Source organism: Quadrisphaera setariae (assembly GCF_008041935.1).
GTDB classification, from domain to species: Bacteria; Actinomycetota; Actinomycetes; order Actinomycetales; family Quadrisphaeraceae; genus Quadrisphaera; species Quadrisphaera setariae.
Genome location: NZ_VKAC01000013.1, coordinates 107680 through 130770, shown reverse-complemented (window position 1 = coordinate 130770; position 23091 = coordinate 107680). Strand labels below are relative to the sequence as shown.

The 23091-nt window shown below is 76.3% G+C and carries 21 protein-coding genes; 1 reads left to right on the top strand and 20 read right to left on the bottom strand.

What is annotated here, in order from left to right:
- Positions 1 to 446 precede the first annotated feature (446 nt).
- The 19 genes from tyrS to infC form a co-directional block, all read right to left on the bottom strand.
- Positions 447 to 1742 (bottom strand): tyrosine--tRNA ligase, encoded by a 1296-nt coding sequence (tyrS, locus tag FMM08_RS19490; protein WP_147928044.1) that lies wholly within the window; start codon positions 1740 to 1742, stop codon positions 447 to 449.
- Positions 1739 to 2443, bottom strand: a complete 705-nt coding sequence (locus FMM08_RS19485; protein ID WP_439653574.1) for a DNA-3-methyladenine glycosylase — start codon at positions 2441 to 2443, stop codon at positions 1739 to 1741. The genes tyrS and FMM08_RS19485 overlap by 4 nt, the downstream gene beginning before the upstream one ends.
- A gap of 44 nt (positions 2444 to 2487) precedes the next feature.
- On the bottom strand, positions 2488 to 3894 hold the full coding sequence (gene argH / locus FMM08_RS19480) for an argininosuccinate lyase (RefSeq protein WP_147928074.1): 1407 nt from the start codon (positions 3892 to 3894) through the stop codon (positions 2488 to 2490).
- A 44-nt stretch (positions 3895 to 3938) separates the two neighbouring features.
- Positions 3939 to 4499 carry an arginine repressor gene (locus FMM08_RS19475; RefSeq protein WP_147928042.1) on the bottom strand — a complete coding sequence of 187 codons (561 nt, stop codon included), beginning with the start codon at positions 4497 to 4499 and terminating at the stop codon, positions 3939 to 3941.
- Positions 4496 to 5491, bottom strand: a complete 996-nt coding sequence (gene argF / locus FMM08_RS19470; RefSeq protein WP_147928041.1) for an ornithine carbamoyltransferase — start codon at positions 5489 to 5491, stop codon at positions 4496 to 4498. Before argF ends, FMM08_RS19475 begins: the two co-directional genes overlap by 4 nt.
- Positions 5488 to 6846 carry an acetylornithine transaminase gene (locus FMM08_RS19465; RefSeq protein ID WP_255472624.1) on the bottom strand — a complete coding sequence of 453 codons (1359 nt, stop codon included), beginning with the start codon at positions 6844 to 6846 and terminating at the stop codon, positions 5488 to 5490. The genes argF and FMM08_RS19465 overlap by 4 nt, the downstream gene beginning before the upstream one ends.
- A complete protein-coding gene (gene argB, locus FMM08_RS19460) occupies positions 6843 to 7739 on the bottom strand; it encodes an acetylglutamate kinase (protein WP_147928040.1) in 897 nt (298 codons plus the stop codon). Before argB ends, FMM08_RS19465 begins: the two co-directional genes overlap by 4 nt.
- A complete protein-coding gene (argJ, locus tag FMM08_RS19455; RefSeq protein WP_147928039.1) occupies positions 7736 to 8923 on the bottom strand; it encodes a bifunctional glutamate N-acetyltransferase/amino-acid acetyltransferase ArgJ in 1188 nt (395 codons plus the stop codon). Before argJ ends, argB begins: the two co-directional genes overlap by 4 nt.
- Positions 8920 to 9321 carry an ACT domain-containing protein gene (locus FMM08_RS19450; RefSeq protein WP_187279875.1) on the bottom strand — a complete coding sequence of 134 codons (402 nt, stop codon included), beginning with the start codon at positions 9319 to 9321 and terminating at the stop codon, positions 8920 to 8922. Before FMM08_RS19450 ends, argJ begins: the two co-directional genes overlap by 4 nt.
- The gene (gene argC, locus FMM08_RS19445; protein WP_147928037.1) at positions 9318 to 10373 is read right to left on the bottom strand and encodes an N-acetyl-gamma-glutamyl-phosphate reductase; all 1056 of its coding nucleotides are present in this window, start codon (positions 10371 to 10373) and stop codon (positions 9318 to 9320) included. Before argC ends, FMM08_RS19450 begins: the two co-directional genes overlap by 4 nt.
- Positions 10374 to 10431: 58 nt before the next feature.
- Positions 10432 to 11265, bottom strand: coding sequence for an SDR family oxidoreductase (locus FMM08_RS19440; protein WP_147928036.1), 834 nt, complete (start codon positions 11263 to 11265; stop codon positions 10432 to 10434).
- Positions 11262 to 13904, bottom strand: a complete 2643-nt coding sequence (gene pheT / locus FMM08_RS19435) for a phenylalanine--tRNA ligase subunit beta (RefSeq protein ID WP_222710976.1) — start codon at positions 13902 to 13904, stop codon at positions 11262 to 11264. Before pheT ends, FMM08_RS19440 begins: the two co-directional genes overlap by 4 nt.
- Positions 13904 to 14965, bottom strand: a complete 1062-nt coding sequence (pheS, locus tag FMM08_RS19430; protein ID WP_147928035.1) for a phenylalanine--tRNA ligase subunit alpha — start codon at positions 14963 to 14965, stop codon at positions 13904 to 13906. The genes pheT and pheS overlap by 1 nt, the downstream gene beginning before the upstream one ends.
- A gap of 78 nt (positions 14966 to 15043) precedes the next feature.
- Complete coding sequence (locus FMM08_RS24025; RefSeq protein WP_147928034.1) at positions 15044 to 16231, bottom strand: sensor histidine kinase; 1188 nt, start codon at positions 16229 to 16231, stop codon at positions 15044 to 15046.
- An 83-nt stretch (positions 16232 to 16314) separates the two neighbouring features.
- Positions 16315 to 16695, bottom strand: a complete 381-nt coding sequence (locus FMM08_RS19420; protein WP_147928033.1) for an ATP-binding protein — start codon at positions 16693 to 16695, stop codon at positions 16315 to 16317.
- Positions 16688 to 17731: a TrmH family RNA methyltransferase gene (locus FMM08_RS19415; protein ID WP_147928032.1), complete on the bottom strand. Its 1044-nt coding sequence runs from the start codon at positions 17729 to 17731 to the stop codon at positions 16688 to 16690. Before FMM08_RS19415 ends, FMM08_RS19420 begins: the two co-directional genes overlap by 8 nt.
- Before the next feature lie 33 nt (positions 17732 to 17764).
- On the bottom strand, positions 17765 to 18154 hold the full coding sequence (rplT, locus tag FMM08_RS19410) for a 50S ribosomal protein L20 (RefSeq protein ID WP_147928031.1): 390 nt from the start codon (positions 18152 to 18154) through the stop codon (positions 17765 to 17767).
- A 48-nt stretch (positions 18155 to 18202) separates the two neighbouring features.
- Entirely contained in the window at positions 18203 to 18397 is a 195-nt protein-coding gene (rpmI, locus tag FMM08_RS19405; protein ID WP_109775618.1) for a 50S ribosomal protein L35, read from the bottom strand.
- A 115-nt stretch (positions 18398 to 18512) separates the two neighbouring features.
- Entirely contained in the window at positions 18513 to 19682 is a 1170-nt protein-coding gene (gene infC, locus FMM08_RS24175) for a translation initiation factor IF-3 (protein WP_369431764.1), read from the bottom strand.
- A 352-nt stretch (positions 19683 to 20034) separates the two neighbouring features.
- Here infC and FMM08_RS19395 point away from each other — a divergent pair, with 352 nt between their 5' ends.
- The gene (locus FMM08_RS19395; RefSeq protein WP_147928029.1) at positions 20035 to 20391 is read left to right on the top strand and encodes a DUF1844 domain-containing protein; all 357 of its coding nucleotides are present in this window, start codon (positions 20035 to 20037) and stop codon (positions 20389 to 20391) included.
- Positions 20392 to 20412: 21 nt separating this feature from the next.
- Here the strand turns inward: FMM08_RS19395 and hrpB are convergent, their stop codons facing one another.
- Positions 20413 to 23085, bottom strand: coding sequence for an ATP-dependent helicase HrpB (gene hrpB / locus FMM08_RS19390; protein ID WP_147928071.1), 2673 nt, complete (start codon positions 23083 to 23085; stop codon positions 20413 to 20415).
- Positions 23086 to 23091 lie beyond the last annotated feature (6 nt).

Here is a 23091-nt window from a genome sequence, read left to right as displayed (position 1 = left end):
CATGGTCAGAGAATAAAATCTGGCACGAAAAAGACGTCATCTGACATCCAACTCGAGCCAACAAAAAGTTGGCATCGACATTCGGCACGCTGTTGAGTTCTCAAGAAACGAACACACACCGCCTCACAGCTCTTCAGCCGCTCAGTCGGGATGTCTCCATCCTAGCCACAACAATCCCCCGGCCATTTCCGACCGGATCTTGTCGAGGTGGTCCTCCCATCCGGGGCCTACCCTCTCGGGCCGGCCCGCCCGGCGGGCGAACAAGAAGAACATTACGTGACGGTCCGGTGAGCGTCAAACCCGGGGTGCGCCCCGCGCGTCACGGGTCGATCATCGGCGGCACCTGCGCAGGTCACACGGCGTTCACACGACCGAGACACGGGTGTCACCGGGAAGAAGCCCCGCCCGGTGACACCGCGTCACGGAGCCGCGCTGCCACCAGCGGCTCAGGCGCCCCCGGCGGGGCTGGTGTCGACGGCCGCCAGCGTGCGCTTGCCCCGACGCAGGACCAGCCAGCGCCCGTGCAGCAGGGCCGAGGCCTCGACCGGTGCGTCCGCGTCCGCCCACCGCTCGTTGTTGACGTACGCGCCGCCCTCGGCCACCGCACGGCGCCCTGCGGAAGCGCTCGGGACGACACCCGCCTCAGCGAGGAGCCGGGGCACGAGCAGCTGCTCCCCCTGCGAGACGCGCGCCGTCGGCAGCTCCGCCAGGGCCGCCCCCAGGGTGTCGGCGTCGAGCGAGGTCAGGTCGCCCTGGCCGAAGAGGGCGGCGCTGGCGGCCTCCACCCGTGCCGTCACGTCGGCGCCGTGCACCAGCGTGGTGACGTCCTGCGCGAGCAGGCGCTGCGCCGCCCGCGCCTGCGGGCGGGCCGCCGTCTCCTCCGCGAGCGCCGCCAGCTCCTCCCGGGTGCGCTGGGTGAAGACCCTCAGGTACCAGTCGACGGCGGCGTCCTCCGCCGCCAGCCAGAACTGGTAGAAGGCGTACGGGCTGGTCATCTCCGGGCTGAGCCACACCGTGCCGGACTCGGTCTTGCCGAACTTGGTGCCGTCGGGCTTGGTGATCAGCTGCGTGGAGAGCGCGTGCACCGACGTTCCCTCCACGCGGTGGATGAGGTCGACGCCGCTGGTGATGTTGCCCCACTGGTCCGACCCGCCCGTCTGCAGCGTGCAGCCGTAGCGGCGGAACAGCTCGAGGTAGTCCATCCCCTGGAGGATCTGGTAGCTGAACTCGGTGAAGCTGATGCCCTCGTCCGAGCTCATCCGCGCCGAGACGGCCTCCTTGGCGAGCATCCGCCCCACCCGGAAGTGCTTGCCCACGTCGCGGAGGAACTCGATGGCGCTCATCGGCGCCGTCCAGTCGAGGTTGTTGACCAGCCGTGCGGCGTTCGGGCCGTCGAAGGAGACGAACGGGCGCACCTGCTCGGCGATGCGCGCCACCCAGCCCGCCACGACCTCGGGGTCGTTGAGCACGCGCTCGCCGCTCATGCGCGGGTCACCCACGAGCCCGGTCGACCCACCCACCAGCAGGAGCGGGACGTGTCCGGCGTCCTGCAGGCGCTTCGCGGTGACGAGCTGCACGAGGTTGCCCATGTGCAGGCTCGGCGCCGTCGGGTCGAAGCCCACGTAGAAGGTGACCGGCCCGGCGTCCAGGGCGGCGCGCAGCGCGTCCTCGTCGGTGCTCTGCGCCAGCACACCCCGCCAGCGCAGCTCGTCGATGATCCCGGATCCGGGGGTCCCAGTCACTGCGTGCTCTCCTCGTCGGTCGGCCTCGTCGTCGCCGAGGTCCTGGGAGAGCCTGCCCGACGCCGGCGCGGTGCCGCCACGCGGTAAGCCGAGACGGTGGGCTCCCCCGCCAGCCAGTACCGCCACGGGAACCGCTCGCCGTTCCCGCCCTCCCCCGACACCCCCACGCGCGGACCGCTCAGGACCTCGGAGGACGACGACAGCGGGGGCCCGTCGACCACGCGCAGGGCGGAGGTGGGGGCGCACAGGTCAGCGCCGTCCTGCGCCTTGTCGAGGCCGAGCGCCGCAGCGAGGCGGGCGGGCCCCCGGGCGAGGTCGACGTCCTTGCGGGCCGCGGCGCGGCGCGAGCGCGCCAGGTCGAGGCCGTCCACCACCTCCCCGGCCCGCAGCAGCACGGCGCTGGCGGTGCCCTCCGGTCCGCAGACGAGGTTGGCGCACCAGTGCATGCCGTAGCTGAAGTAGACGTAGGCGTGGCCGGGTGGGCCGAACATCACCGCGGTGCGAGGCGTGCGGCCGCGCGCGGCGTGGGAGCCCGGGTCACCCGGACCGGCGTAGGCCTCGACCTCGGTGAGCCGGACGGCCACGTCGCCGTCGTCGGAGCTGTGGACGACGACGCGGCCGAGGAGGTCTCGCGCGACGTCGAGCACCGGCCTGTCGAAGAAGGCGCGCGGCACCGCTGACGCGTTCCGGACGTCCGTGATCACGGCTGGGAAGCGCGTCGGACGTCCATGATCACGGAAGGTGGTCAGGCGAGGCCGGTCGCGGCGGCCCGCAGCTCGGCGAGCTGCTCGGCCACCCTCACCGGTGCGGTGCCGCCGCGGGCGTCGCGGGAGGCGATGGAGCCCTGGACGGTCAGGACCGCCCGCACGGCGTCGGCGGCCTCGGGGGTCTCCCCAAGTCGCGGGTGGATCGCGGCGAGGTCGGCGTCGGGCAGCTCGTCGAGCTCGCAGCCCAGCTCCTCGCAGCGCCGCACGGCGGCTCCGGCGGCCTCGTGGGCGTCGCGGAACGGCACGCCCAGGCGGACGAGGTGGTCGGCGACGTCGGTGGCCAGTGAGAAGCCCTGCGGAGCGAGCTCCGCCAGGCGGGCGGTGTCGAAGCGCAGCGTGGCGACCATGCCCGTGAAGGCGGGCAGCAGCAGGAGGAGCGTGTCGGCGGCGTCGAAGACGGGCTCCTTGTCCTCCTGGAGGTCGCGGTTGTAGGCGAGCGGGAGGGCCTTGAGCGTGGCGAGCAGGCCGGTGAGGTCACCGATGAGGCGCCCCGCCTTGCCGCGAGCGAGCTCAGCGATGTCGGGGTTCTTCTTCTGCGGCATGATGCTCGACCCCGTGGAGAAGGCGTCGTCGAGCGCCACGAAGCCGAACTCCTTGGTGGCCCACAGCACCACCTCCTCGGCCAGGCGCGACAGGTCGACGCCGACCATCGCGGCCACGAAGGCGAACTCCGCGGCCACGTCGCGGCTGGCGGTGCCGTCGATGCTGTTCGGCACCGACCCCGCGAAGCCGAGCTCGGCGGCCACGGCCTCCGGGTCGAGACCCAGGGACGAGCCCGCGAGCGCGCCGGAGCCGTAGGGCGACAGCGCCGCGCGGGCGTCCCAGTCGCGGAAGCGCTCGACGTCGCGCAGGAGGGCCCACGCGTGGGCGAGCAGGTGGTGCGCCAGCAGCACGGGCTGGGCGTGCTGGAGGTGCGTGCGGCCGGGCATCGCCGCGGTGGGGTGCGCCTCGGCGGTGGCGGCGAGCACCTCGACCAGCTCCAGCAGGTGGGCGCGGATCGCGCCGGCCTCCGAGCGCAGGTGCATGCGCAGCAGGGTGGCGATCTGGTCGTTGCGGGAGCGGCCTGCGCGCAGCCGGCCGCCCAGGTCCGCGCCGGCGCGCTCCAGGAGCACGCGCTCGAGCGCGCCGTGCACGTCCTCGTCGTCGTCGGCGGGCTGGAGGGCGCCGGAGACGACGTCGTCGTGGATGCCGCCGAGCACCTCGAGCATCCGAGCCAGCTGGTCGTCGTCGAGCAGGCCGGCGGCGTGCAGGACGCGCGCGTGGGCCATGGAGGCGCGCACGTCGTGGGGGGCCAGGCGCCAGTCGAAGTGCGTGCTCCTGGACAGCGCCGCGAGCGCCTCCGAGGGGCCGCTGGCGAACCGGCCGCCCCACAGGGCGCCGTGCACGGTGGTGCCGCCGGCGTGCCCGGTCTCGCTGCTCGGGGTCTGGCTCACGGGGTCTCCTCGACTGGGGTGGCAGGGGGTGCGTCGCGGCCGTCGGCCAGGGCGATCATCCGGGCCGCCAGCGCGGGCCCGCCGGCGGGGTCGCGGGCGACGAGCAGCACGGTGTCGTCACCGGCGATGCAGCCCATCACCTCGGGCAGGGCGGCGTGGTCGACCGCCGACGCCAGGAACTGGGCGGCGCCCGGAGGCGTCCTGACGACGACGAGGTTGGCCGAGGCCTCCGCGGTGACGAGCAGCTCCTCGCACAGCCGGGCCAGGCGCGCGGAGCGCCCTGCCTCGGGGACGGCGGGCCGGGGCGTCCGGTCTCCCCCCTCGGCGGGGACCCCGTAGACCAGGGCTCCACCGAGGCTGGCCGAGCGCACCTTCACGGCGCCGAGCTCGACCAGGTCGCGCGAGAGCGTGGCCTGGGTGACCACGACCCCGTCAGCGGCGAGGAGCTCGGCCAGCTCCGTCTGGGAGCGGACCGGTCTGGTCCCGACGAGCGCGGCGATGCGCGCCCGCCGGGCCGTCGGGGTCGTCGGCGACGGCGAGGAGGAGCCGCCGGTCATGCGCCGGGGCGCAGGAGGCCCTCGCGGGCCTCGAGGAGGGCCACCAGCAGCGCCTTCTGCGCGTGCAGGCGGTTCTCGGCCTCGTCCCACACCCAGCTGCCGGGGCCGTCGAGGTAGGGGGCGTCGACCTCCTTGCCGCGGTAGGCGGGCAGGCAGTGCAGCACCCCGGCGTCGGGCTTCGCGCCGGCCATGAGCTCGGCCGTCACCGCGAAGGGCACGAACGGGGTCTCGCGGGAGGCGGCCTCGGCCTCCTGGCCCATCGACACCCACGTGTCGGTGGCGACGACGTCGGCACCGGCCACGGCCTCCGCGGCGTCGTGCACGACCGTGACCGAACCACCGGTGGCGGCGGCGGCGCGGCGGGCGTCCTCGAGGACGCCGGCGTCGGGCAGGTGCGTCTCGGGCGTGCCGACGCGCACGTGCATCCCGGCCACCGCCCCGCCCAGCAGGTAGGAGTTGGCCATGTTGTTGTTGCCGTCGCCGACGTAGGCGAAGACCGTGCCGGGCAGCGCGTCGACGCCGCCGGGGCGGTGCTCGGCGACGGTCTGCAGGTCCGCGAGGATCTGGCACGGGTGGAGCAGGTCGGTGAGGGCGTTGACCACCGGCACGTCGCTCGCGGCGGCCATCGCCTCCAGGTCGGCCTGCGCGAACGTGCGCCAGGTGATGAGCGCCACCTGCCGGGAGAGCACGCGGGCGGTGTCGGCCACCGGCTCACCGCGGCCCAGCTGGCTGGTGGCGGCGTCGATGACGAGCGGGAAACCGCCCAGCTCGGCCACCCCGACCGAGAAGGACAGGCGCGTGCGCGTGGACGGCTTGTCGAAGAGCAGCGCCGCGGTCCTGGGGCCCTCCAGCGGGCGGCGGGGGTGCCTGGCGACGGGATCGGCGGCTCCCCTCGCCGCCTTCAGCTCGATGGCGAGGCGCAGGACGTCGGCCTGCTGGGCCTGGGTGAGGTCGTCGTCGCGCAGGAAGTGCTGCGGGAACTGGCTGGTCATTCGGGGCTCCCGGTCGGGGCGGACGGAGTGGGCTCCTGGGTCGCGGCCCGGGCGGCCGCCGCGCGCTGCAGGATGCCGGGCAGGGCGGTGGTGAACTCGGCCAGCTGCGCGTCGGTGAGGACGAGCGGCGGGGCGACCCGGACGGCGTCGGGGGCGACGGCGTTGACGATGAACCCCGCCTCCAGCGCCGCGGCGGCCACGTCCTTCGACGCCGGGGCGTCGAGCACGAGCGCCTGGAGCGCGCCGACGCCGCGCAGGCCGGCCAGCAGGGGCGCGCCATCAGCGACGAGGGCGTCGACGGCGGACTGCAGCTGCGCACCGATGGAGCGGGCGCGCGCGGCGAGCCCATCGCGCTCGACGACGTGCAGCACCGCCAGGCCCGCGGCCGTGGCGAGGGGGTTGCCGCCGTACGTGGTGCCGTGCTGGCCGGCGCCGAGCAGGCTCCCGGCCCTGTCGGTCACCGCGACGGCGGCGCCGACGGGCACTCCCCCGCCGAGGGCCTTGGCGAGGGTGACGACGTCGGGCAGCGTCCCCGGCTCCAGCCCGAGGCCGGGCAGCTGGTGGGCGAACCAGGCCCCGGTGCGCGCGATGCCGGTCTGCACCTCGTCGAGGACGAGCAGCGCCCCCGCCTCGGTGGCCAGGCGGCGCGCCGCCGCGAGGTAGCCGTCGGGAGCGGGCAGCACGCCGCCCTCCCCCTGCACGGGCTCGAGCACCACGGCGGCCACCTGGCCGCGCTGGCCGCCGTCGTCGTCGACCTCGTCCAGAGCGGCGGCGAGCGCGTCGACGTCGCCGAAGGGGACGTGCTCGACACCACCCGGCAGCGGCGCGAAGGGCTCGCGGTAGCTCGGGTTCCACGTCATGGCCAGCGCCCCCATGGTGCGGCCGTGGAAGGCGCCCCGGGCCGCGACGATGCGCGGGCGACCGGTGCGGCGGGCGATCTTGAAAGCCGCCTCGTTGGCCTCCGCACCGGAGTTGGCGAAGAAGACGCGGCCGCCCGGCTCGGCGCGGGTGATGGCGAGCAGCTGCTCGGCGAGGGCCACCTGCGCGGGCGTGGCGAAGAAGTTGGAGACGTGGCCGAGGGTCGCCATCTGGCTGGTCACCGCGGCGGTGAGCAGCGGGTGGGCGTGCCCCAGCACCGACGTGGCGATGCCGGCCAGCAGGTCGACGTAGCGGCGGCCGTCGGCGTCCCACACCTGCGCGCCCTCACCGCGCACGAGCGTGCGCAGCGGGGTTCCGTAGGTGCCCATGACGGCCCGGCCGTGGCGCTCCAGCCAGGCGGCGGAGCCGCCGTCGGGGTGCGCCAGGGCGGGCGGGAGGTCCTTGCTGAGGTCGGTGGGCTGCGTCGACGTCGTCACGGCAGCACCATCGTCCCCACGCCGGAGTCGGTGAAGACCTCCACCAGCAGGGTGTGCGGCACGCGCCCGTCCACGACGTGCGCGGCGGAGACGCCACCGCGCACCGCCCGCAGGCAGGCCTCCATCTTGGGCACCATCCCGGACTCCAGGGTCGGCAGCAGCTGCTCGAGGTCGGCGGCGCCGATCTCGGAGATCAGGGAGGACCGGTCCGGCCAGTCGGCGTACAGACCCTCGACGTCGGTGAGGACCACGAGCTTGCGGGCCCCCAGGGCCACCGCGAGCGCGGCGGCTGCGGTGTCGGCGTTGACGTTGAGCACGCCGTCGCCGTCCTCCTCGGGTGCCACGGTGGCGACCACGGGGATGCGGCCGGCGTCGAGGAGGTCCTGGACGGCGCGCGGGTCGACCGCGACGACGTCGCCGACCAGTCCCACGTCCACCGGCTCTCCGTCGACCACCGCGTGACGTCTGCGGGCGGTGAACAGGCCGGCGTCCTCCCCGCTCAGGCCGACGGCGTGCGGGCCGGAGGCGTTGAGCAGGCCGACCAGCTCGCGGCCGACCGAACCGGTGAGCACCATGCGCACCACGTCCATGACCTCGGGCGTGGTGACGCGCAGACCGCCGCGGAACTCGGACTCGATGTTGAGGCGCTTGAGCATGCGGGAGATCTGCGGGCCGCCGCCGTGGACGACGACGGGGCGCAGCCCGGCCAGGCGCAGGAAGTTGACGTCGGCGGCGAAGGCGCGGGTCAGGGACTCGTCGACCATGGCGTTGCCGCCGTACTTCACCACCACCAGCGAGCCGTGGAACTGCTGCAGGTACGGCAGCGCCTCGACGAGGACGGCGGCCTTGTCGACGGCGCTGACGAGGCGCAGGTCCTGGCTGACCTCGCTCATGAGGAGTACGCGCTGTTCTCGTGCACGTAGTCGTGCGTGAGGTCGTTGGTCCACACGGTGGCGGTGGCCGGGCCGGCGTGCAGGTCGACGACGATGCGCACCTCGCGCCCGGAGAGGTCGACGCCCTCGCGGGGGTCGCCGACGCCGCCGGCGCGGCAGACCTGGACGCCGTTGAAGGAGACGTCGAGGGCGTCGGGGTCGAACGCGGCGTCGGTGGTGCCGACGGCGGCGAGCACGCGGCCCCAGTTCGGGTCGTTGCCGAAGATCGCGGCCTTGAAGAGGTTGGACCGGGTCACGGCCCGCGCCACGGTGACGGCTTCGTCCTCGCTGGCCGCGCCGACCACCTCCACGGCGATGTCGTGGCTGGCGCCCTCGGCGTCGGCGACCAGCTGGCGGGCCAGGTCGGCGCACACGGCGGTGACGGCCTCGCGCAGCTCCTCGGCGGTGGGCGTCACACCGGAGGCGCCTGAGGAGAGCAGCAGCACGGTGTCGTTGGTGGACATGCAGCCGTCGGAGTCGACGCGGTCGAAGGTGACCCGGGTGGCGGCGCGCAGGGCGGCGTCGAGCGCGGCCGGCTCGGCGACGGCGTCGGTGGTGAGCACCACGAGCATCGTCGCCAGGCCGGGCGCGAGCATGCCCGCGCCCTTGGCCATGCCGCCGACGGTCCAGCCGCTGCCCTGGGGCCCGTGAGCGACGGCCTGCTTGGAGACCGTGTCGGTGGTCATGATGGCGGTGGCCGCGTCGGCGCCGCCCTCAGCGGCGGAGCCGTCGAGAGCGGTGGCCGCGGCGCTCACCCCGGCGAGCAGCTCCACCATCGGCAGGCGCTCGCCGATGAGACCGGTGGAGCAGACGGCGACGTCGGCAGCGCCGACCCCGAGGGCCTCGGCGACGGCCTCGGCGGTGGTGTGGGTGTCGACGAAGCCGGGCGCTCCGGTGCAGGCGTTCGCGCCGCCGGAGTTGAGGACCACCGCGTCGCAGCGCCCGTCGGACAGGGCCTGGCGGGTCCACTTCACGGGGGCGGCCTGCACGCGGTTGGACGTGAGGACGACGGCGGCGTCGTGGCGGGGACCGTCGTTGACCACGAGGGCCAGGTCGGGCTTCCCGCTGGCCTTGAGGCCGGCGGTGGTGCCCGCTGCGCGGAAGCCCTGCGGGGCGGTCACCCCGGTGCTGCTGGTCGTGCTCATACCGCGAGCACCTCCACCTCGTGGCCCGCGGCGCGCCAGGCAGCGGTGGCCGGGGCCGTGCTGCCGGTGGGCACGAGCACCCAGTCGGTGTCGAAGGTCGAGAGGGCGAACACGCTGATGCCTCCATCGGCGAGCGGGCGGAGCAGACCGGCGAGCACGCCGGTCAGGGCTGAGTCGAGGGGACCGGCCACCTCGAAGGCGGCGTAGGGCCCCTGCACCGGCCCGGGCAGGACCTCGGGCACGGCGACGGCGGGGCAGACCACGCTGAGCTCCTCGGCGCTGCGCGCCACGCACACCAGCGGCTCGCCGCGCGCCCACGTGGGGTCGGGGGCGTCAGCGGGCAGGCGCACCACCGAGACGGCCCCGGGGTGCTCGTGCAGGAGGACGCCGGCGCTCACGGGGCCACCCCCGTGCGTGGCAGCCCGAGGGTCTCGGGCAGGCCGAAGGCGAGGTTGAGGCACTGCACGGCCGCGCCGGCGGTGCCCTTGGTGAGGTTGTCCTCGGCGGCGACGACGACGACGCGGCCGACGCGCTCGTCCAGGGCCAGGCCCATCTCGACGACGTTGGAGCCGAGCACGTCGGAGGTGCGCGGCCAGGAGCCCTCGGGGAGCACGACGACGAACGGCTCGTCGGCGTAGGCCTGCTGCCACGCGTCGCGCAGCTGGGCCGCGGTGACACCGGCGCGCACCCGGGCGGTGCACGTGGCGAGGATGCCCCGCGGCATCGGAGCCAGCGTGGGTGTGAAGCTCACCGTGACGGGTTCGCCGGCGGCGCCGGTCAGGTTCTGCTCGACCTCCGGGGTGTGGCGGTGCACGCCCCCCACGCCGTACGGGCTCATGGAGCCCATGACCTCGCTGCCGAGCAGGTTGGCCTTGAGGCCCTTGCCGGCTCCTGACGTCCCCGACGCGGCGACGACGACGACGTCGGCCGGCTCCAGCAGGCCCGCGGCGAAGCCGGGCGCGAGGGCCAGCGAGATGCCCGTGGGGTAGCAGCCGGGCACGGCGACCCGGCGGGCGCCGACGAGGGCGTCGCGCTGCTTGGAGGTGGCGCCGGTGAGCAGCTCGGGCATCCCGTACGGCCAGGTCCCGGCGTGCTCGGAACCGTAGAAGGTCTTCCAGGCGACCGGGTCGGCGAGGCGGTGGTCGGCACCGCAGTCGAGGACCAGCACGTCGGCGGGCAGCTGGGCGGCCAGCGCCGCCGAGGCGCCGTGCGGCAGGGCGAGGACCACGGCGTCGTGCTCGGCGAGCAGCTCGGGGGTGGTCTCGGCCAGCACCCGGTCGGCCAGGGGCAGCAGGTGCGGGTGCACGTACCCCAGGCGCGCTCCCGCGCTGGAGGCGGCCGTCACCGCTCCGACCTCGACCTCGGGGTGCCCCGCGAGGAGGCGCAGCGCCTCACCCCCGGCGTACCCGCTCGCCCCCGCCACAGCCACCCTGATCACCTGGCAGACCATACAGACTCATGCATGGCCATGCAAAGACGGTCTCCGATCGCCAGGTCCGCGCGGCGCGTCAGCGCAGGGGGTCGCCACCGCCCCAGGGGCGCAGCCGCAGGCGGCGGTCGTCGTCGTCGAGCCCTGCTGCGGCGCGCTCGGCGAGCGAGGCGGGGGTGTCGACGCCCGCGCGGACCATGCGGCCCGAGTAGGCGTCGAGGTCGCCGCGGGCGAAGGCCACGGCGAGGGCGTCCACCTCGGCCTGGGAGGTCCACTCGCCGCGCTGGCGGCGCTGCTCGTGGGCGGCCATCGCCATGGTCATCGGCGTCTGCACGACGCCGGGCGCGAGCTCCAGCACCGAGATCCCGTGCGCGGCGCCGGCAGCGTGGAGGTTGCCGCCCAGGCGGAAGAGCCCCGCCTTGGCCGCGTTGTAGGCCGAGTAGACGGGCGAGTCCTTGACGCCGGCTCCGGAGTCGAGGTGGACGACCCGGCCCCTGCCGCGCGCGACCATGCCGGGCACCACCGCGCGGACCGCGTGGAACGCGCCGACGAGGTCGACGTCGACGACGCGCCGCCACTCCGCGGGGTCGGCCTCCCACACGGGCACCTCGCTCGCCTCGATGATCCCCGCAGCCGAGACGAGCAGGTCCGTCGGGCCGAGCTGGGACTCCAGGTGGTCGACCGCCTGCTGGAGAGCGGGCAGGTCGACGACGTCGGCGGGCACGGCGGCAGCCCGCGCGCCGGTGCGCCGCACGGCCTGCAGGGCCTCGGCGAGCCGCTCCCCGTCACGGCCGAGCAGCCCCACTGAGAGCCCGGCAGCGCCGAGCGCCTCGGCGAGGCCGCGCCCGATGCCGCTGGTCGCACCCGTGACGAGCGCGACCCGGCTGGGCGCGGAGGGCGACGGGGTGCTCATGCGCCGCGCAGCACGGCGCCGTGGCGGCGGACCGCCTCGGCGACGGCGGCCTCGCGCACCGCGGCGGCGTCCGCTGCGGTGAGCGTGCGGTCCAGCGCGCGCAGCCGCAGCGAGAACGCCAGCGAGCGGTGTCCCTCCGGCACGGGAGCGCCGGTGTAGACGTCGAAGAGGCGCACCTCCTCGACGAGGTCGGCGTGGCCGGCGCCGGCGGCACCGGCGAGCAGCGCCTGCCGGACCGCCTCGGCGGGCACGGAGGTGTCGACGACGAGCGCCACGTCCTCCTTGCTGGGCGGGAACGGCGACAGCCGCGGCGCGGGCACCAGCTCCGGGGCGGCGGCGACGAGGGCGTCGAGGTCGAGCTCGAAGGCGACCGCGCGGGGCGGCAGCCCCAGCGCGGCGACGACGGCGGGGTGCAGCTCGCCGGCGTGCCCCACGACCGCGCCGGGCGCCCCGTCCTCGGACGAGGGCAGCGAGAGCTGCGCGCAGCGGCCCGGGTGCCACGGCGCGAGCGCACCGGCGGCCACCACCAGCTCCACGCGCAGCGCCTGCGCCACGAGCTGCGCGGCGGCCACCGCGTCAGCGGCGTCGGCCACCCGACCGGCGCCCCACCAGCCCTCGGGCTCAGCCCGCCCGGCCAGGACCCCCGCCACGTGCACGGGCTGGGGCGGCACCGCGGCGAGCAGCCCGGCCAGCTCGGGCTCGGTGGGGCGGTGGTCGACCGGCAGGCGCGTCGCCGCCGGGGCACCCGCGACCGGGTTGACCACGGCGCCGAGCTCGAACAGCGCCACGTCCACGGCACCGCGCGAGGTGTTGCGCCGCAGCACGTCGAGCAGCGTGGCCAGCACGCTGGTGCGCAGCAGCGGCTGCTCGTCGGACAGCGGGTTGGCCAGGCGCAGCGCGGTGCGCCGCGGGTCGTCGGCGGGCAGGCCCAGCTCGTCGCTGCGCCCGACGGAGGTGAACGGGTAGGACCGCACCTCCACGAACCCACCGGCCGCGAGGGCGTCGGCCGCACGGCGGCGCAGGCGCTGCCCGGTGGTCAGACCCCGGCCCGGCGGCGCCGGCGGCAGCTCGGACGGGATCGCCTCGTAGCCGTGCAGGCGCACGACCTCCTCGACGAGGTCGACCGGCTGCGCGAGGTCGGGCCGCCACGTCGGCGGGACCACCTGCAGCGCGCCATCGTCGAGGGAGCCTCGGGCGTCCGCGGAGCCCGACGGCGACACGGCGCAGCCGACCTGCTCCAGCAGCTCGGTCACCCGCGCGGCGCCGAGCTGGTCGGCGGGCACGCCCGACAGGCGGGACGGCAGGTCGACCGGCAGCGCGATCGCCGCCGGCCGCACGACGGCCTCGGGCGCGACGACCTCGGTGGCGGCGTCGTCGGCCGTCCCCCCGCCGTGCTCCACGAGCAGGCGGACCGCCAGCTCGGCGGCGGCGGCCTGCAGCGCGGTGTCGACGCCCCGCTCGAAGCGGCGGCTGGCCTCGCTGGGCAGCTTGTGGCGCCGGGCGGTGCGCGCGATGGTGACCGGGTCGAAGCGGGCGGCCTCGACGAGCACGTCGCGCGTCGACGTCGTGACCTCGGTGTCGCGTCCGCCCATGACGCCCGCGAGCCCGACGGCGCGCGCGCCGTCGGGTCCGTCGGTGATGAGGAGGTCCTCCGGGTCGAGCTTCCTGTCGATGCCGTCCAGCGTCACGAGCCGCTCCCCCGGGCGCGCGCGGCGCACGACGAGCGGGCCGTCGACGGTGGCGAGGTCGTAGGCGTGCAGCGGCTGGCCCAGCTCGAGCATCACGTGGTTGGTGACGTCGACGGCCAGGGAGATCGGCCGCATGCCGGCCTGCTGCAGGCGGCGCTGCAGCCAGAACGGCGACGGGGCCGTGGGGTCGACGCCGCGCACGACGCGCGTCACGAACCGGGTGCACCCCGGAGCGCCGTGGACGGGGGCGTCGTCGCGCAGCTCGACGCCGTGGCCCTGCGCCGAGCCGGAGCCGCCGGCGGCGGCGGGCACGTCGACGGCGGCGGGATCGCGGAAGGCGGTCGCCACGTCGAGGCCGGCGCCGTGCGCGTACTCGCGGGCCAGGCCGCGCACGCTGAAGCAGTAGCCGCGGTCGGGCGTGACGTTGACCTCGACGACCTCCTCGGTGAGCCCGAGCAGCGCGAGGGCGTCCTGGCCGGGCTCCAGCTGCGACGCGGCGACGTCACCCAGGAGGCGCGAGAGCACGATGATGCCGTCGTGGTCCTCACCGAGGCCCAGCTCGCGGGCGGAGCAGATCATGCCGTCGGAGACGTGCCCGTAGGTCTTCCGAGCGGCGATGGGGAACGGGCCGGGCAGGACCGCCCCCGGCGTGGCGACGACGACGAGGTCTCCGGCGGAGAAGTTGTGCGCTCCGCAGACGACGCCCCGGGGGTCCTCGCCGCGGGCGAGCTCGCCGGTGTCGACCGAGCACCAGTTGATGGTCTTGCCGTTCTTCTGCGGCTCGGGGGCCAGGGACAGCACGCGGCCCACGACGACCGGCCCGACGACGTCGCCGCCGTGCAGGCCCTCCTCCTCCAGGCCCACGCGCACCAGCGCGGCGGCGACCTGCTCCCCGGTGGCGTCGGCGGGGACGTCGACCCACTCGCGCAGCCAGCTCAGCGGCGCGCGCATCAGAGCGCCGTCCCGAGGCCGGTGCCGAAGGCGCGCGAGAAGCGCGCGTCGCCCTCGACCATGTCGCGCATGTCGGCGACGCCGTTGCGGATCTGCAGGATCCGCTCGATGCCCATGCCGAACGCGAACCCCGTGTACCGGTCCGCATCGATCCCGCAGGCGCGCAGGACGTTCGGGTTGACCATGCCGCAGCCTCCGAGCTCGAGCCACCCGCTCCCAGACCCGTCGGGGCGCTCGAACCACACGTCGAGCTCCGCGGACGGCTCCGTGAAGGGGAAGAAGGACGGGCGCAGGCGCGTGCGGGCGCTCGGGCCCAGCAGCGACGTCGCCAGGCGGTCCAGGGTGCCGCGCAGGTGGGCCATCGTCAGGCCCTCGTCCACGGCGATGCCCTCGACCTGGTTGAAGACGGGGGTGTGGGTGGCGTCGAGCTCGTCCGTGCGGAACGTGCGACCCGGGCACACCACGTACAGGGGGGCACCGCGCTCCAGCAGGGAGCGCGCCTGCACCGGCGAGGTGTGGGTGCGCATCACCAGGCCCGAGCTGGGCGGGTCGACGAAGAAGGTGTCCTGCATCTGGCGGGCCGGGTGGTCCACGCCGAAGTTCAGGGCGTCGAAGTTGAACCACTCCGCCTCGACCTCGGGGCCCTCGGCCACCTCGTAGCCCATGGCGGTGAAGACGTCCTCGACGCGCTCGGCCACCAGCGCCAGCGGGTGGCGCGCCCCGGCCCGGCTGCGCTGGACGGGGACCGTCAGGTCGACGGTCTCCTCCACGAGCACCCGGGCGTCGCGCTCGGCCTCCAGCTCGGAGGTGCGGGCCTCGAGCGCAGCACGCACGCGGCCCCGGGCACCACCGATGCGCTTGCCGACGACGGCTCGCTCCGACGGCGGCACGTCGGGCATGGCGCGGTTGGCGAGGGCCAGGGGGCTGCGGTCGCCGGTGTGCGCGAGGCGCACCTCCTTGAGCGCGTCCAGGTCGGGCGCGGCGGCCAGGGCCGCCAGCGCGGCGGCGACGGCGCGCTCCACCGCCTGCTCGCCGAGCAGGTCGTCATCCAGTTCGGGCACCGGGCAAGCCTGCCAGAGCGGCCCCGGTGGTCCCCCGGTCGGCCCCGTCCCCCACCGCAGGGGCGACGACGCGCGGCGTCAGCTGCGGCGCTCGGCCGCGTCCACCGCCGCGGGAGCCGGCGCGGCTGCGCCGCGCTCGTCGACGCCGTCGGGCAGGGCGAGCCGCACCTGGCGGCGCTCGGCGCCGGAGCGCCGGTCGAGCAGCGGCGTGCCGGGCAGCTGCACGAAGTCGGGCACGGCCGCGGGCAGCGTGAAGCGGAACCGGGCACCGCCGGAGGGGGCCGCGCTCACCGTGATGCGCCCGCCGTGGGCGTCCACCAGACCCCGCACCACGTACAGGCCGAGCCCGGTGCCGCCCCGGCGCGACCCGCGCCAGAACTTGGTGAAGACCACGCCGAGGTGCTCGGCGGGGATGCCCTCGCCCTCGTCGTCGACGACCACGGCCACGCCGTCGCCGTCCGGGTCGGGCGTGACGGAGATGTCGATCTGCCCGGCGCCGTGGCGCACGGCGTTGCCGACGAGGTTGCTCACCACCTGCTCGAGGCGGTCGGGGTCGGCCCACACCTCCGGCAGCGGGGAGGCGATGGCCACCCGGAACCGCTCGGCCGGCTGGCCCGTGGCCACCATGCGCTCCACCTGACCGCGCACCAGGCCCGCCAGGTCGACCACCTGGCGCTTGACCTCGAGGCGGCCGGCGTCCATGCGGGAGATGTCGAGGAGCTCGGCGATGAGGCGGGTGACGCGGTCGGCGTCGGCCTCGACCGTCTCGAGCATGAGGCGCTTCTGCGCGTCCGAGAGGCGCTCCCAGCGGCGCAGCAGCGTGGACGTGAACCCCTTCACCGACGTCAGGGGCGAGCGGAGCTCGTGGGCGACGGTGGAGATGAGGCCGGCGTGGTCGTTCTCGAGGCGGCGGCGGGCCTCGGTGTCACGCAGCTGCAGCACCACCCGCTGGACGGGGGCGCTCCGCGCGGGACGCACGTAGCGGGCGGTGACCAGGACCTCGTGCTCGCCTGGCAGCACGAGCAGCCGCTCGCGGTGGCCCGTGCGGGTGGCCAGCCCCGAGAACGGGTCGGTCATCGACCACCAGTCGCGGCCGGTCGTGTCCTGCAGCGGGAGCGCGGTGCGGACGTCACGGCCCAGCAGCTGCTCGCGGGGTATGCCGGTGCAGCGCTCGGCGCCGGCGTTGACCAGCTGCACGCGGCCGTCGGAGCCGACGACGACGACGCCGTCCGGCAGATCCTCCAGCAGCCCCTGCGCGGCGTCCACGCCGCCGACCGTACCGCCTGCACCCCGGCCTTCGTCACTCCCGGTGACCGACCAGAGGCTCTCGGTGCCCGGCAGGTCCGCGCTCACCCGATCACGGGTTCAGCGCGCAGCTCGAACCAGACGACCTTGCCGATGCTGTCGTCCCGCACGCCCCACCGGGTCGTGAGCAGGTCGACGATGAACAGGCCCCGCCCGTCGAGCGCGCCGTCGTCGGCGGGCTGCAGGTGGGGGTGGCGGGAGTTGTCGTCACCGACCTCGATGCGCAGCCACCCGCGCTCGGTGCGGATCCACAGCCTCACGTCCGAGCGGCCGTGGACGATCGCGTTGGTCACGAGCTCGCTGGTGCACAGCAGAGCGCTGTCGCAGGCGTCGGCGGGCAGCGCGGCGGCGGTGCACGCCTGCGCGACCAGGCGCCGGGCCTGGCCGGCGGCCTCCGGCCCGCACGGCAGCACCGTCTCAGTCATGGGCCACCGGACCGGTGCCCGAGGCTCCGCCGGCGCTCGCCCGCTGCGGGGACGTGCGGTGCTCCACAGCGCCAGTGTGGCTGACGGTGTCTGCGGGAGCGACGAGGGCCCGCGGTGCGGCGTCCTCGGAGCGCCGGCGGCGGTGGGCGCGGGCGCTGGCGTACAGGCACACCGCGGCTGCGGTGGCGAGGTTCAGGCTCTCAGCGCGGCCGTGCAGCGGCACGCGGACGGCGAGGTCGGCCAGCTCGCGCTCGGCCGGGTCGAGCCCGCTCGCCTCGTTGCCGAACAGCCAGGCCGTCGGGCCCGCCAGGGGGCCCGCGCCGACCTCGGCCTCGTCGAGGAGGTCGTCCAGGTCCGCGCTGCCGCGGCCGGGCACGCCGTCGGTGGCGAGGACCGCCACGCCGGCGCCGCGGAGGCGCTCGACGGCGCCTGCCAGGTCGACGCCCTGGACGACGTCGAGGTGGAACAGGCTGCCCGCGGTGGAGCGCACCACCTTGGGGTTGTGGACGTCGACGCTCCCGCTCGTGAGGAGGACCGCCGAGGCGCCCGCTGCGTCCGCCACGCGCACCACCGTGCCCGCGTTGCCCGGGTCCTGCACGCGCGCCATCAGCGCCACGAGCGCCGGGGGGCCGCCGTCCAGCACGTCCTCCAGAGCCGGTCGCACGGCGTCGCAGACGGCCACGACGCCCTGGGGCGTGCGGGTGCCGGACAGGACGGCGAGGACCTCGTCGGTGCACTCCAGCAGCTCGGCCCCGGCGCGGTGGGCGCCGGGGCCGAGCTCGGGGTGGCGCTGCAGCGCCGCGGCCGTGGCCACGACCGTGCGCACCCGGTGGGGTGCCGGGGCGCTGAGGGCCTCGCGGACGGCCTGGGGGCCCTCCGCCAGGAAGGAGCCGGCGCGCGAGCGACCCGCGGGGGTCGCGAGGCGCGCCAGCGCCCTGACGCGGTCAGCGCGGGGGTTGGCCAGCAGCCCCGCCGCCGCAGCCGGAGCCGCGGAGGTGCGGGCACCGGGCCGGTGGTCGACCGACCCGGTGCTCATGCTGCTGCCCACGCCCCCGCTGCCGGACCGGTCTCAGGCCGCCGAGGCGGCGGGGGCCGAGGTGTCCGCGGGGAGGGCGGCGCGAGCCGTGCCCACCAGCGCGGTGAAGGCGGCCGGGTCGCTCACGGCGAGCTCGGCCAGCATGCGGCGGTCGACCTCGACACCCGCGGCCTTGAGGCCCTGGATGAAGCGGTTGTAGGTCATGCCGTTGTCGCGGACCGCAGCGTTGATGCGCTGGATCCACAGGCGGCGGAAGTCGCCCTTGCGGGCGCGGCGGTCGCGGTAGGCGTAGACGAGGGAGTGGGTGACCTGCTCCTTCGCCTTGCGGTAGAGCCGCGAGCGCTGGCCGCGGTAGCCGCTGGCGCGCTCGAGGACGGTGCGGCGCTTCTTCTGGGCGTTGACTGCCCGCTTGACGCGTGCCACGGGGTGCTCCTGGGTCTTCTAGAGGTCGGTGGGGAGTGGCTCAGCCGCTCAGCGGCCGAGCAGGCGCTCGGCGCGCTTGGCGTCGGCCGGGGAGAGCTGCGCGTCGACGGACAGGCGGCGCGTGCGGCGGGTGGACTTGCCCTCCAGCAGGTGGCGCAGGTTGGTGCGCTCGCGCATGAGCTTGCCGCTCCCGGTGACCTTGAAACGCTTCTTGGCCCCGCTGTGGGTCTTCATCTTCGGCACGGCTGCCGTCCTCCTCGTTCCGGGCGGGCACGATGGCCCGCCCGCGCTCTGGTCAGCGCCCGGAGGGGTCCCTCCGGGCGTCACGGGTGCTGGGTCTGTCCGGTCCTGCGGCGGCTCAGTCGCCCGAGGGCGGCGGAGGCGTCGGTCGAGCCGGACGGGGGGTCGGCCGCGGGGCGGCCGGGGTGGGCCGAGGCCCAGGGGTGGCCGAGCCCGGGCGGGGCGCCGGCGACGGGCCGGGGCCCGGCGTCGGTGCAGCGCCCTCGCGGGCGGGGGCCGCCGGCGTGGGCCGGGGGCCGGGAGCGGCTCCCGGCTGGACGGCCGGACGCGGCATCGCCGGACGGACCGGGCGCGAGGCCGGCGGGGGGCCGGACGGGCGCGACGGGCCGGTGGACGTGCGCGGCGGGCGGGACCCGCCGTCACGGTCTCCACCGCGGTAGCCGCCGCCCTCGCGGTCGGGACGGTCACCGCCGCGGTAGCCGCCGCCCTCGCGGTCGGGACGGTCACCGCCACGGTCGCCGCGGTAGCCGCCACCGTCACGGTCTCCACCGCGGTAGCCGCCCTCGCGGTCGGGACGCTCGCTGCGGTAGCCGCCCTCGCGGGCCGCCGGAGCGGCCGGCTGCGGGGCGCGGCGGACGAACAGCGGCTCGTCGCCCTCGGCGATGAGCGGGGAGACCTGCGGAGCCTCGGGCTCTTCGGGAGCGGACGACTGGCGCTCGGCCTGCTCCTCGCGCTCGCGCTGGGTGCGCTCGGCGCGAGCAGCGCGGTCGGCGTCGCGGCGGTCGCGCTGCTCGGCCTTCTGCTCGGCCTTGACGTCGGCCTTGCGGCGCGTCGGGCCGATGACCATGACCATGTTCCGGCCGTCCTGCTGGGGGCTGGACTCGATCGCACCGAGCTCGGCGACGTCGCCGGCGAAGCGCTGGAGGAGGCGGAGGCCCATCTCCGGGCGCGACTGCTCGCGACCACGGAACATGATCATGACCTTGACCTTGTCGCCGCCCTCGAGGAACTTCTCGGCGAAGCCCTTCTTGGTCTCGTAGTCGTGCGGGTCGATCTTCAGGCGCAGCCGGACGGTCTTCAGCACGGTGTTCGTCTGGTTCTTCCGAGCCTCACGGTCCTTCATCGCGGACTCGTACTTGAACTTCCCGAAGTCCATGAGCTTGCAGACCGGGGGCTTCGCCTGCGGGGCGACCTCGACCAGGTCGAGGTCGGCCTCCTGGGCCAGGCGGAGCGCGTCCTCGACGCGCACGATCCCGACCTGCTCACCGTTCGGCCCGACCAGCCGCACCTCGGGGACGCGGATGCGGTCGTTGATGCGCGGTTCGCTGATGTGCCTTGCTCCTCTGCGACGTGCTCGGAACCACCGTCGCGGGAGGGTCTCCCCCGACGGACGCGTCGCGAGGGCCTGACCCGGCTCGGGCGTCGCAGGCGACGCCGGAGAACCGCACCCACCCCCGGTGCTCGCGGGGTGGTGCGGTGGACCGGGGACCCGGCGGCCGGTGAGGGCCGACGCGGGTGGGAGGAGGCCTCCACTTGGCGCACCGGGCCCCGTTCTGCGGTGCTCCCGGGTGCCCGGACGAGCCGGGCGGGAGCGTGCGCGGTCACGGAGCCGCGGTCGGTCAGTCGCCTAATGTACCAGCGTGAGCCAGCCAGAGACCAGCACCGAGTCCGCCACCGCCGTCCGGGACCTCGCGGAGGTCCCCGCGGTCGAGGTGGTGACGGCCGCCGCCGTCCACCTCATGAGCGCCGCGGCCGTGAAGTGCGGGCTCGCGGAGGACGCCGAGGCGGGCGGCCACCTCGACCTCGGCGAGGCCCGTGTGCTCATCACCGCGCTGGCCGGCCTGGTCACCGCTGCCTCCCCCGAGATCGGCGACCACCACGCCCGGCCGCTGCGCGACGGCCTCCGGTCGCTGCAGCTGGCCTTCCGCGAGGCGTCCCCCTTCCCCGACGCGCACGGCGCTGGCCCGGGCGAGAAGTACACCGGCCCGGTCCGCTGACCACGCCCGTCCGCCCCGTGGTCAGCGGGTGCTGAGGGGGTCCTCGGGCCAGGCGTGCTTGGGGTAACGACCCCGCATCTGCGCCCGCACCTCCCGGTAGGCGCCTCGCCAGAAGCCCGCCAGGTCGGCGGTGACCGCGAGCGGTCGCCCGGCCGGTGAGAGCAGGTGGATGACGACGGCGACGCGCCCGTCCAGCACGCGCGGCGCCCCGGTCCAGCCCAGCACCCTCTGCAGCCGGACCGCGAGCACGGGCGCGGCCGGGTCGGACCAGTCCAGCGGTGCGCTCGACTGGTCCGGTCCGCGCTGGCCGAGCACCCGGGCCCCTCCGTCGGGCAGGCGCAGGCGCTCAGGCGCCAGCTGGTCGAGCCTGGTCGCGTCCGGCCACGGCAGCAGCCGCCTCAGCGCGGAGGTCGTGTCCACCCGGGCGAGGTCGGCCCGTCGGCGCGCGCCGGCCAGCTCCGGGCCGAGCCACTCGGCGGAACGGGCGAGCAGGGCGTCGTCGTCGACGGCGGGCCACGGGTCGCCGAGCGCCTCGCGGCACGCCGCGAGGCGCCGCCGCAGCCGCACCGCCCCCTCCGGCCACGGCAGCAGCGCCAGGCCCGCCTGCCCGAGGCCGTCGGCGAGGGCGTCGGCCACGAGGGCGCGCTCGCGGTCGTCGAGGGCTCCGGTGAGCGGTCGGCTGCTCAGCTCGACGGCGCCGAGGCGCTCCACGCGCCGGGCGACCACGTCACCGGTCGCGCCGCCCTGCCAGGCCACCTCCTCGACGTCGACGAGCAGCTGCGGCGCCGCCGCGCGGGCGCCGTCCTCGTCGAGGGCGGCGGCGGCGCGGACACGGGCCTCCGGGTCGCTGCCGGACCTGTCGGCCACGGCGACGGCCAGCCAGGGCGCGCCGCGCAGGCCCGACCCGGGGGCCAGCCTGACCGCAGTACCGCCCGCCGTGAGGTAGGACTCCCCCGACGACCCCGCCGAGCGGGCGCGGGCGAGCCGCTCGGGGTGCGCCAGCCCGACGACGAGCCCGGCCGCGGCGTCGTCGGTGAGGCGGGCAGCCCTCGTGGCGGCGGCGGGCCGCTGGCCGGCGGGCAGGTCGCCGAGGGCGCCGGACAGACGGCGCACCTCCGCGCGCCACCGGGCCGAGCGGCCGGGGTCGTCGTCGCGGCGGAGGGCGCGCCAGCTCGCCGCGATGTCGTCACCCCCGCCGCCGGGGCCACCGCCGCCGACGAGGCCGTCCTCGCTGAGCAGGGCGACCACCTCGGCAGCGGTCCGCTCCCCCACCAGCGCCGCGCCGTCGAGCAGCGCACGGCCCCAGCGCGGCTCCAGCCCCAGCGACGCGACCGCGCGGCCGCGGGGGGTGGGGCGGGCGGTGGACGGGTCGTCGCCGTCGAGGAGGGCGAGGTCGTGCAGCACGCCGACCGCGGCGGCGGTGGCGCCGGCGGGCAGGGGGTCGAGCAGGGGCAGGCCGGCGCCGTCGGCGCGCGACCACGCGGCCAGCGCCAGCACCGCGCCGGTGAGGTCAGCGGTGGCCACCTCGGGCAGCGGCTGGGGCGCGAGGCGCTCGTGCTCCAGCGCGCTCCAGCACCGGTAGACGGTGCCGGGGGCCTCGCGGGCGGCGCGGCCGGCGCGCTGCTCGGCGGCGGCGCGGCTGACCCGGGTGGTGGCCAGCCCGCCCAGGCCGCGGGCGTGGTCGGTCCGGGGCACGCGCGACAGGCCGGCGTCCACCACGGTCCGCACGCCGGGCACGGTCAGGCTCGACTCCGCGACGGCGGTGGAGACCACCACGCGCCGCCGCCCGGGCTCGGAGGGGCGCAGCGCGGCGTCCTGCTGGTCGGTCGACTGCCGGCCGGACAGGGCGAGGACGTCGACGCCGCTGCCGCCGTCACTGCCGAGGGAGCGCTCCAGCCGGGACCGCACGCCGCCGACCTCGGCCGCTCCGGGGACGAACACCAGCACGTCCCCGGCCCGCTCGGCCAGGGCGCGGCGGGTCGTCGCGGCGACGTGGTCGAGCAGCGCGGGGTCGGTGCGCGTCCCCTCGGGCGGGCGCACGGGCCGCGTCGGAGGCGCCCACACCACCTCCAGGGGGTGGACGGGCGCGGTGGCGACGACGACCGGCGCCGGCCGCGCGCCACCGCCGTCGCCGTCCTCCTGTCCGTCGGCGGCGCCGAGCACGGCGGCGAGGCGGGCGGTGTCAGGGGTGGCGGAGGCGGCCAGGACCCGCAGGTCGGGGCGCAGCGCGGCGCGGGCGTCCAGGAGGAGCGCGAGGGCGAGGTCGGCGTCGAGGTGGCGCTCGTGGACCTCGTCGAGGACGACGACGTCCACGCCCGGCAGCTCCGGGTCGCGCTGCAGGCGCCGCAGCAGCAGACCGGTGGTCACCACCTCCACCCGGGTGGCGGCGCTGGTGCGGCGCTCACCGCGGACGCTCCACCCGACGCGCTGCCCGACGGGCTCGCCGACCAGGGAGGCCATGCGGCGGGCAGCCGCGCGGACGGCCACGCGGCGGGGCTCGGCGACCACCACGCGGCCCGCTGACGCCGGGAGGGCGTCGGCGAGCGCGAGCGGCACCAGCGTGGTCTTGCCGGTCCCGGGAGGAGCGACGAGCAGCGCGGTGCCGCGGTCGGCGAGGGCTCCGGCGAGGTCGTCGAGCACCTCCCGGACCGGGAGGTCGGCGCCCGAGCCGGGCCGTCCCGCGGGCGGCAGCATCACGTG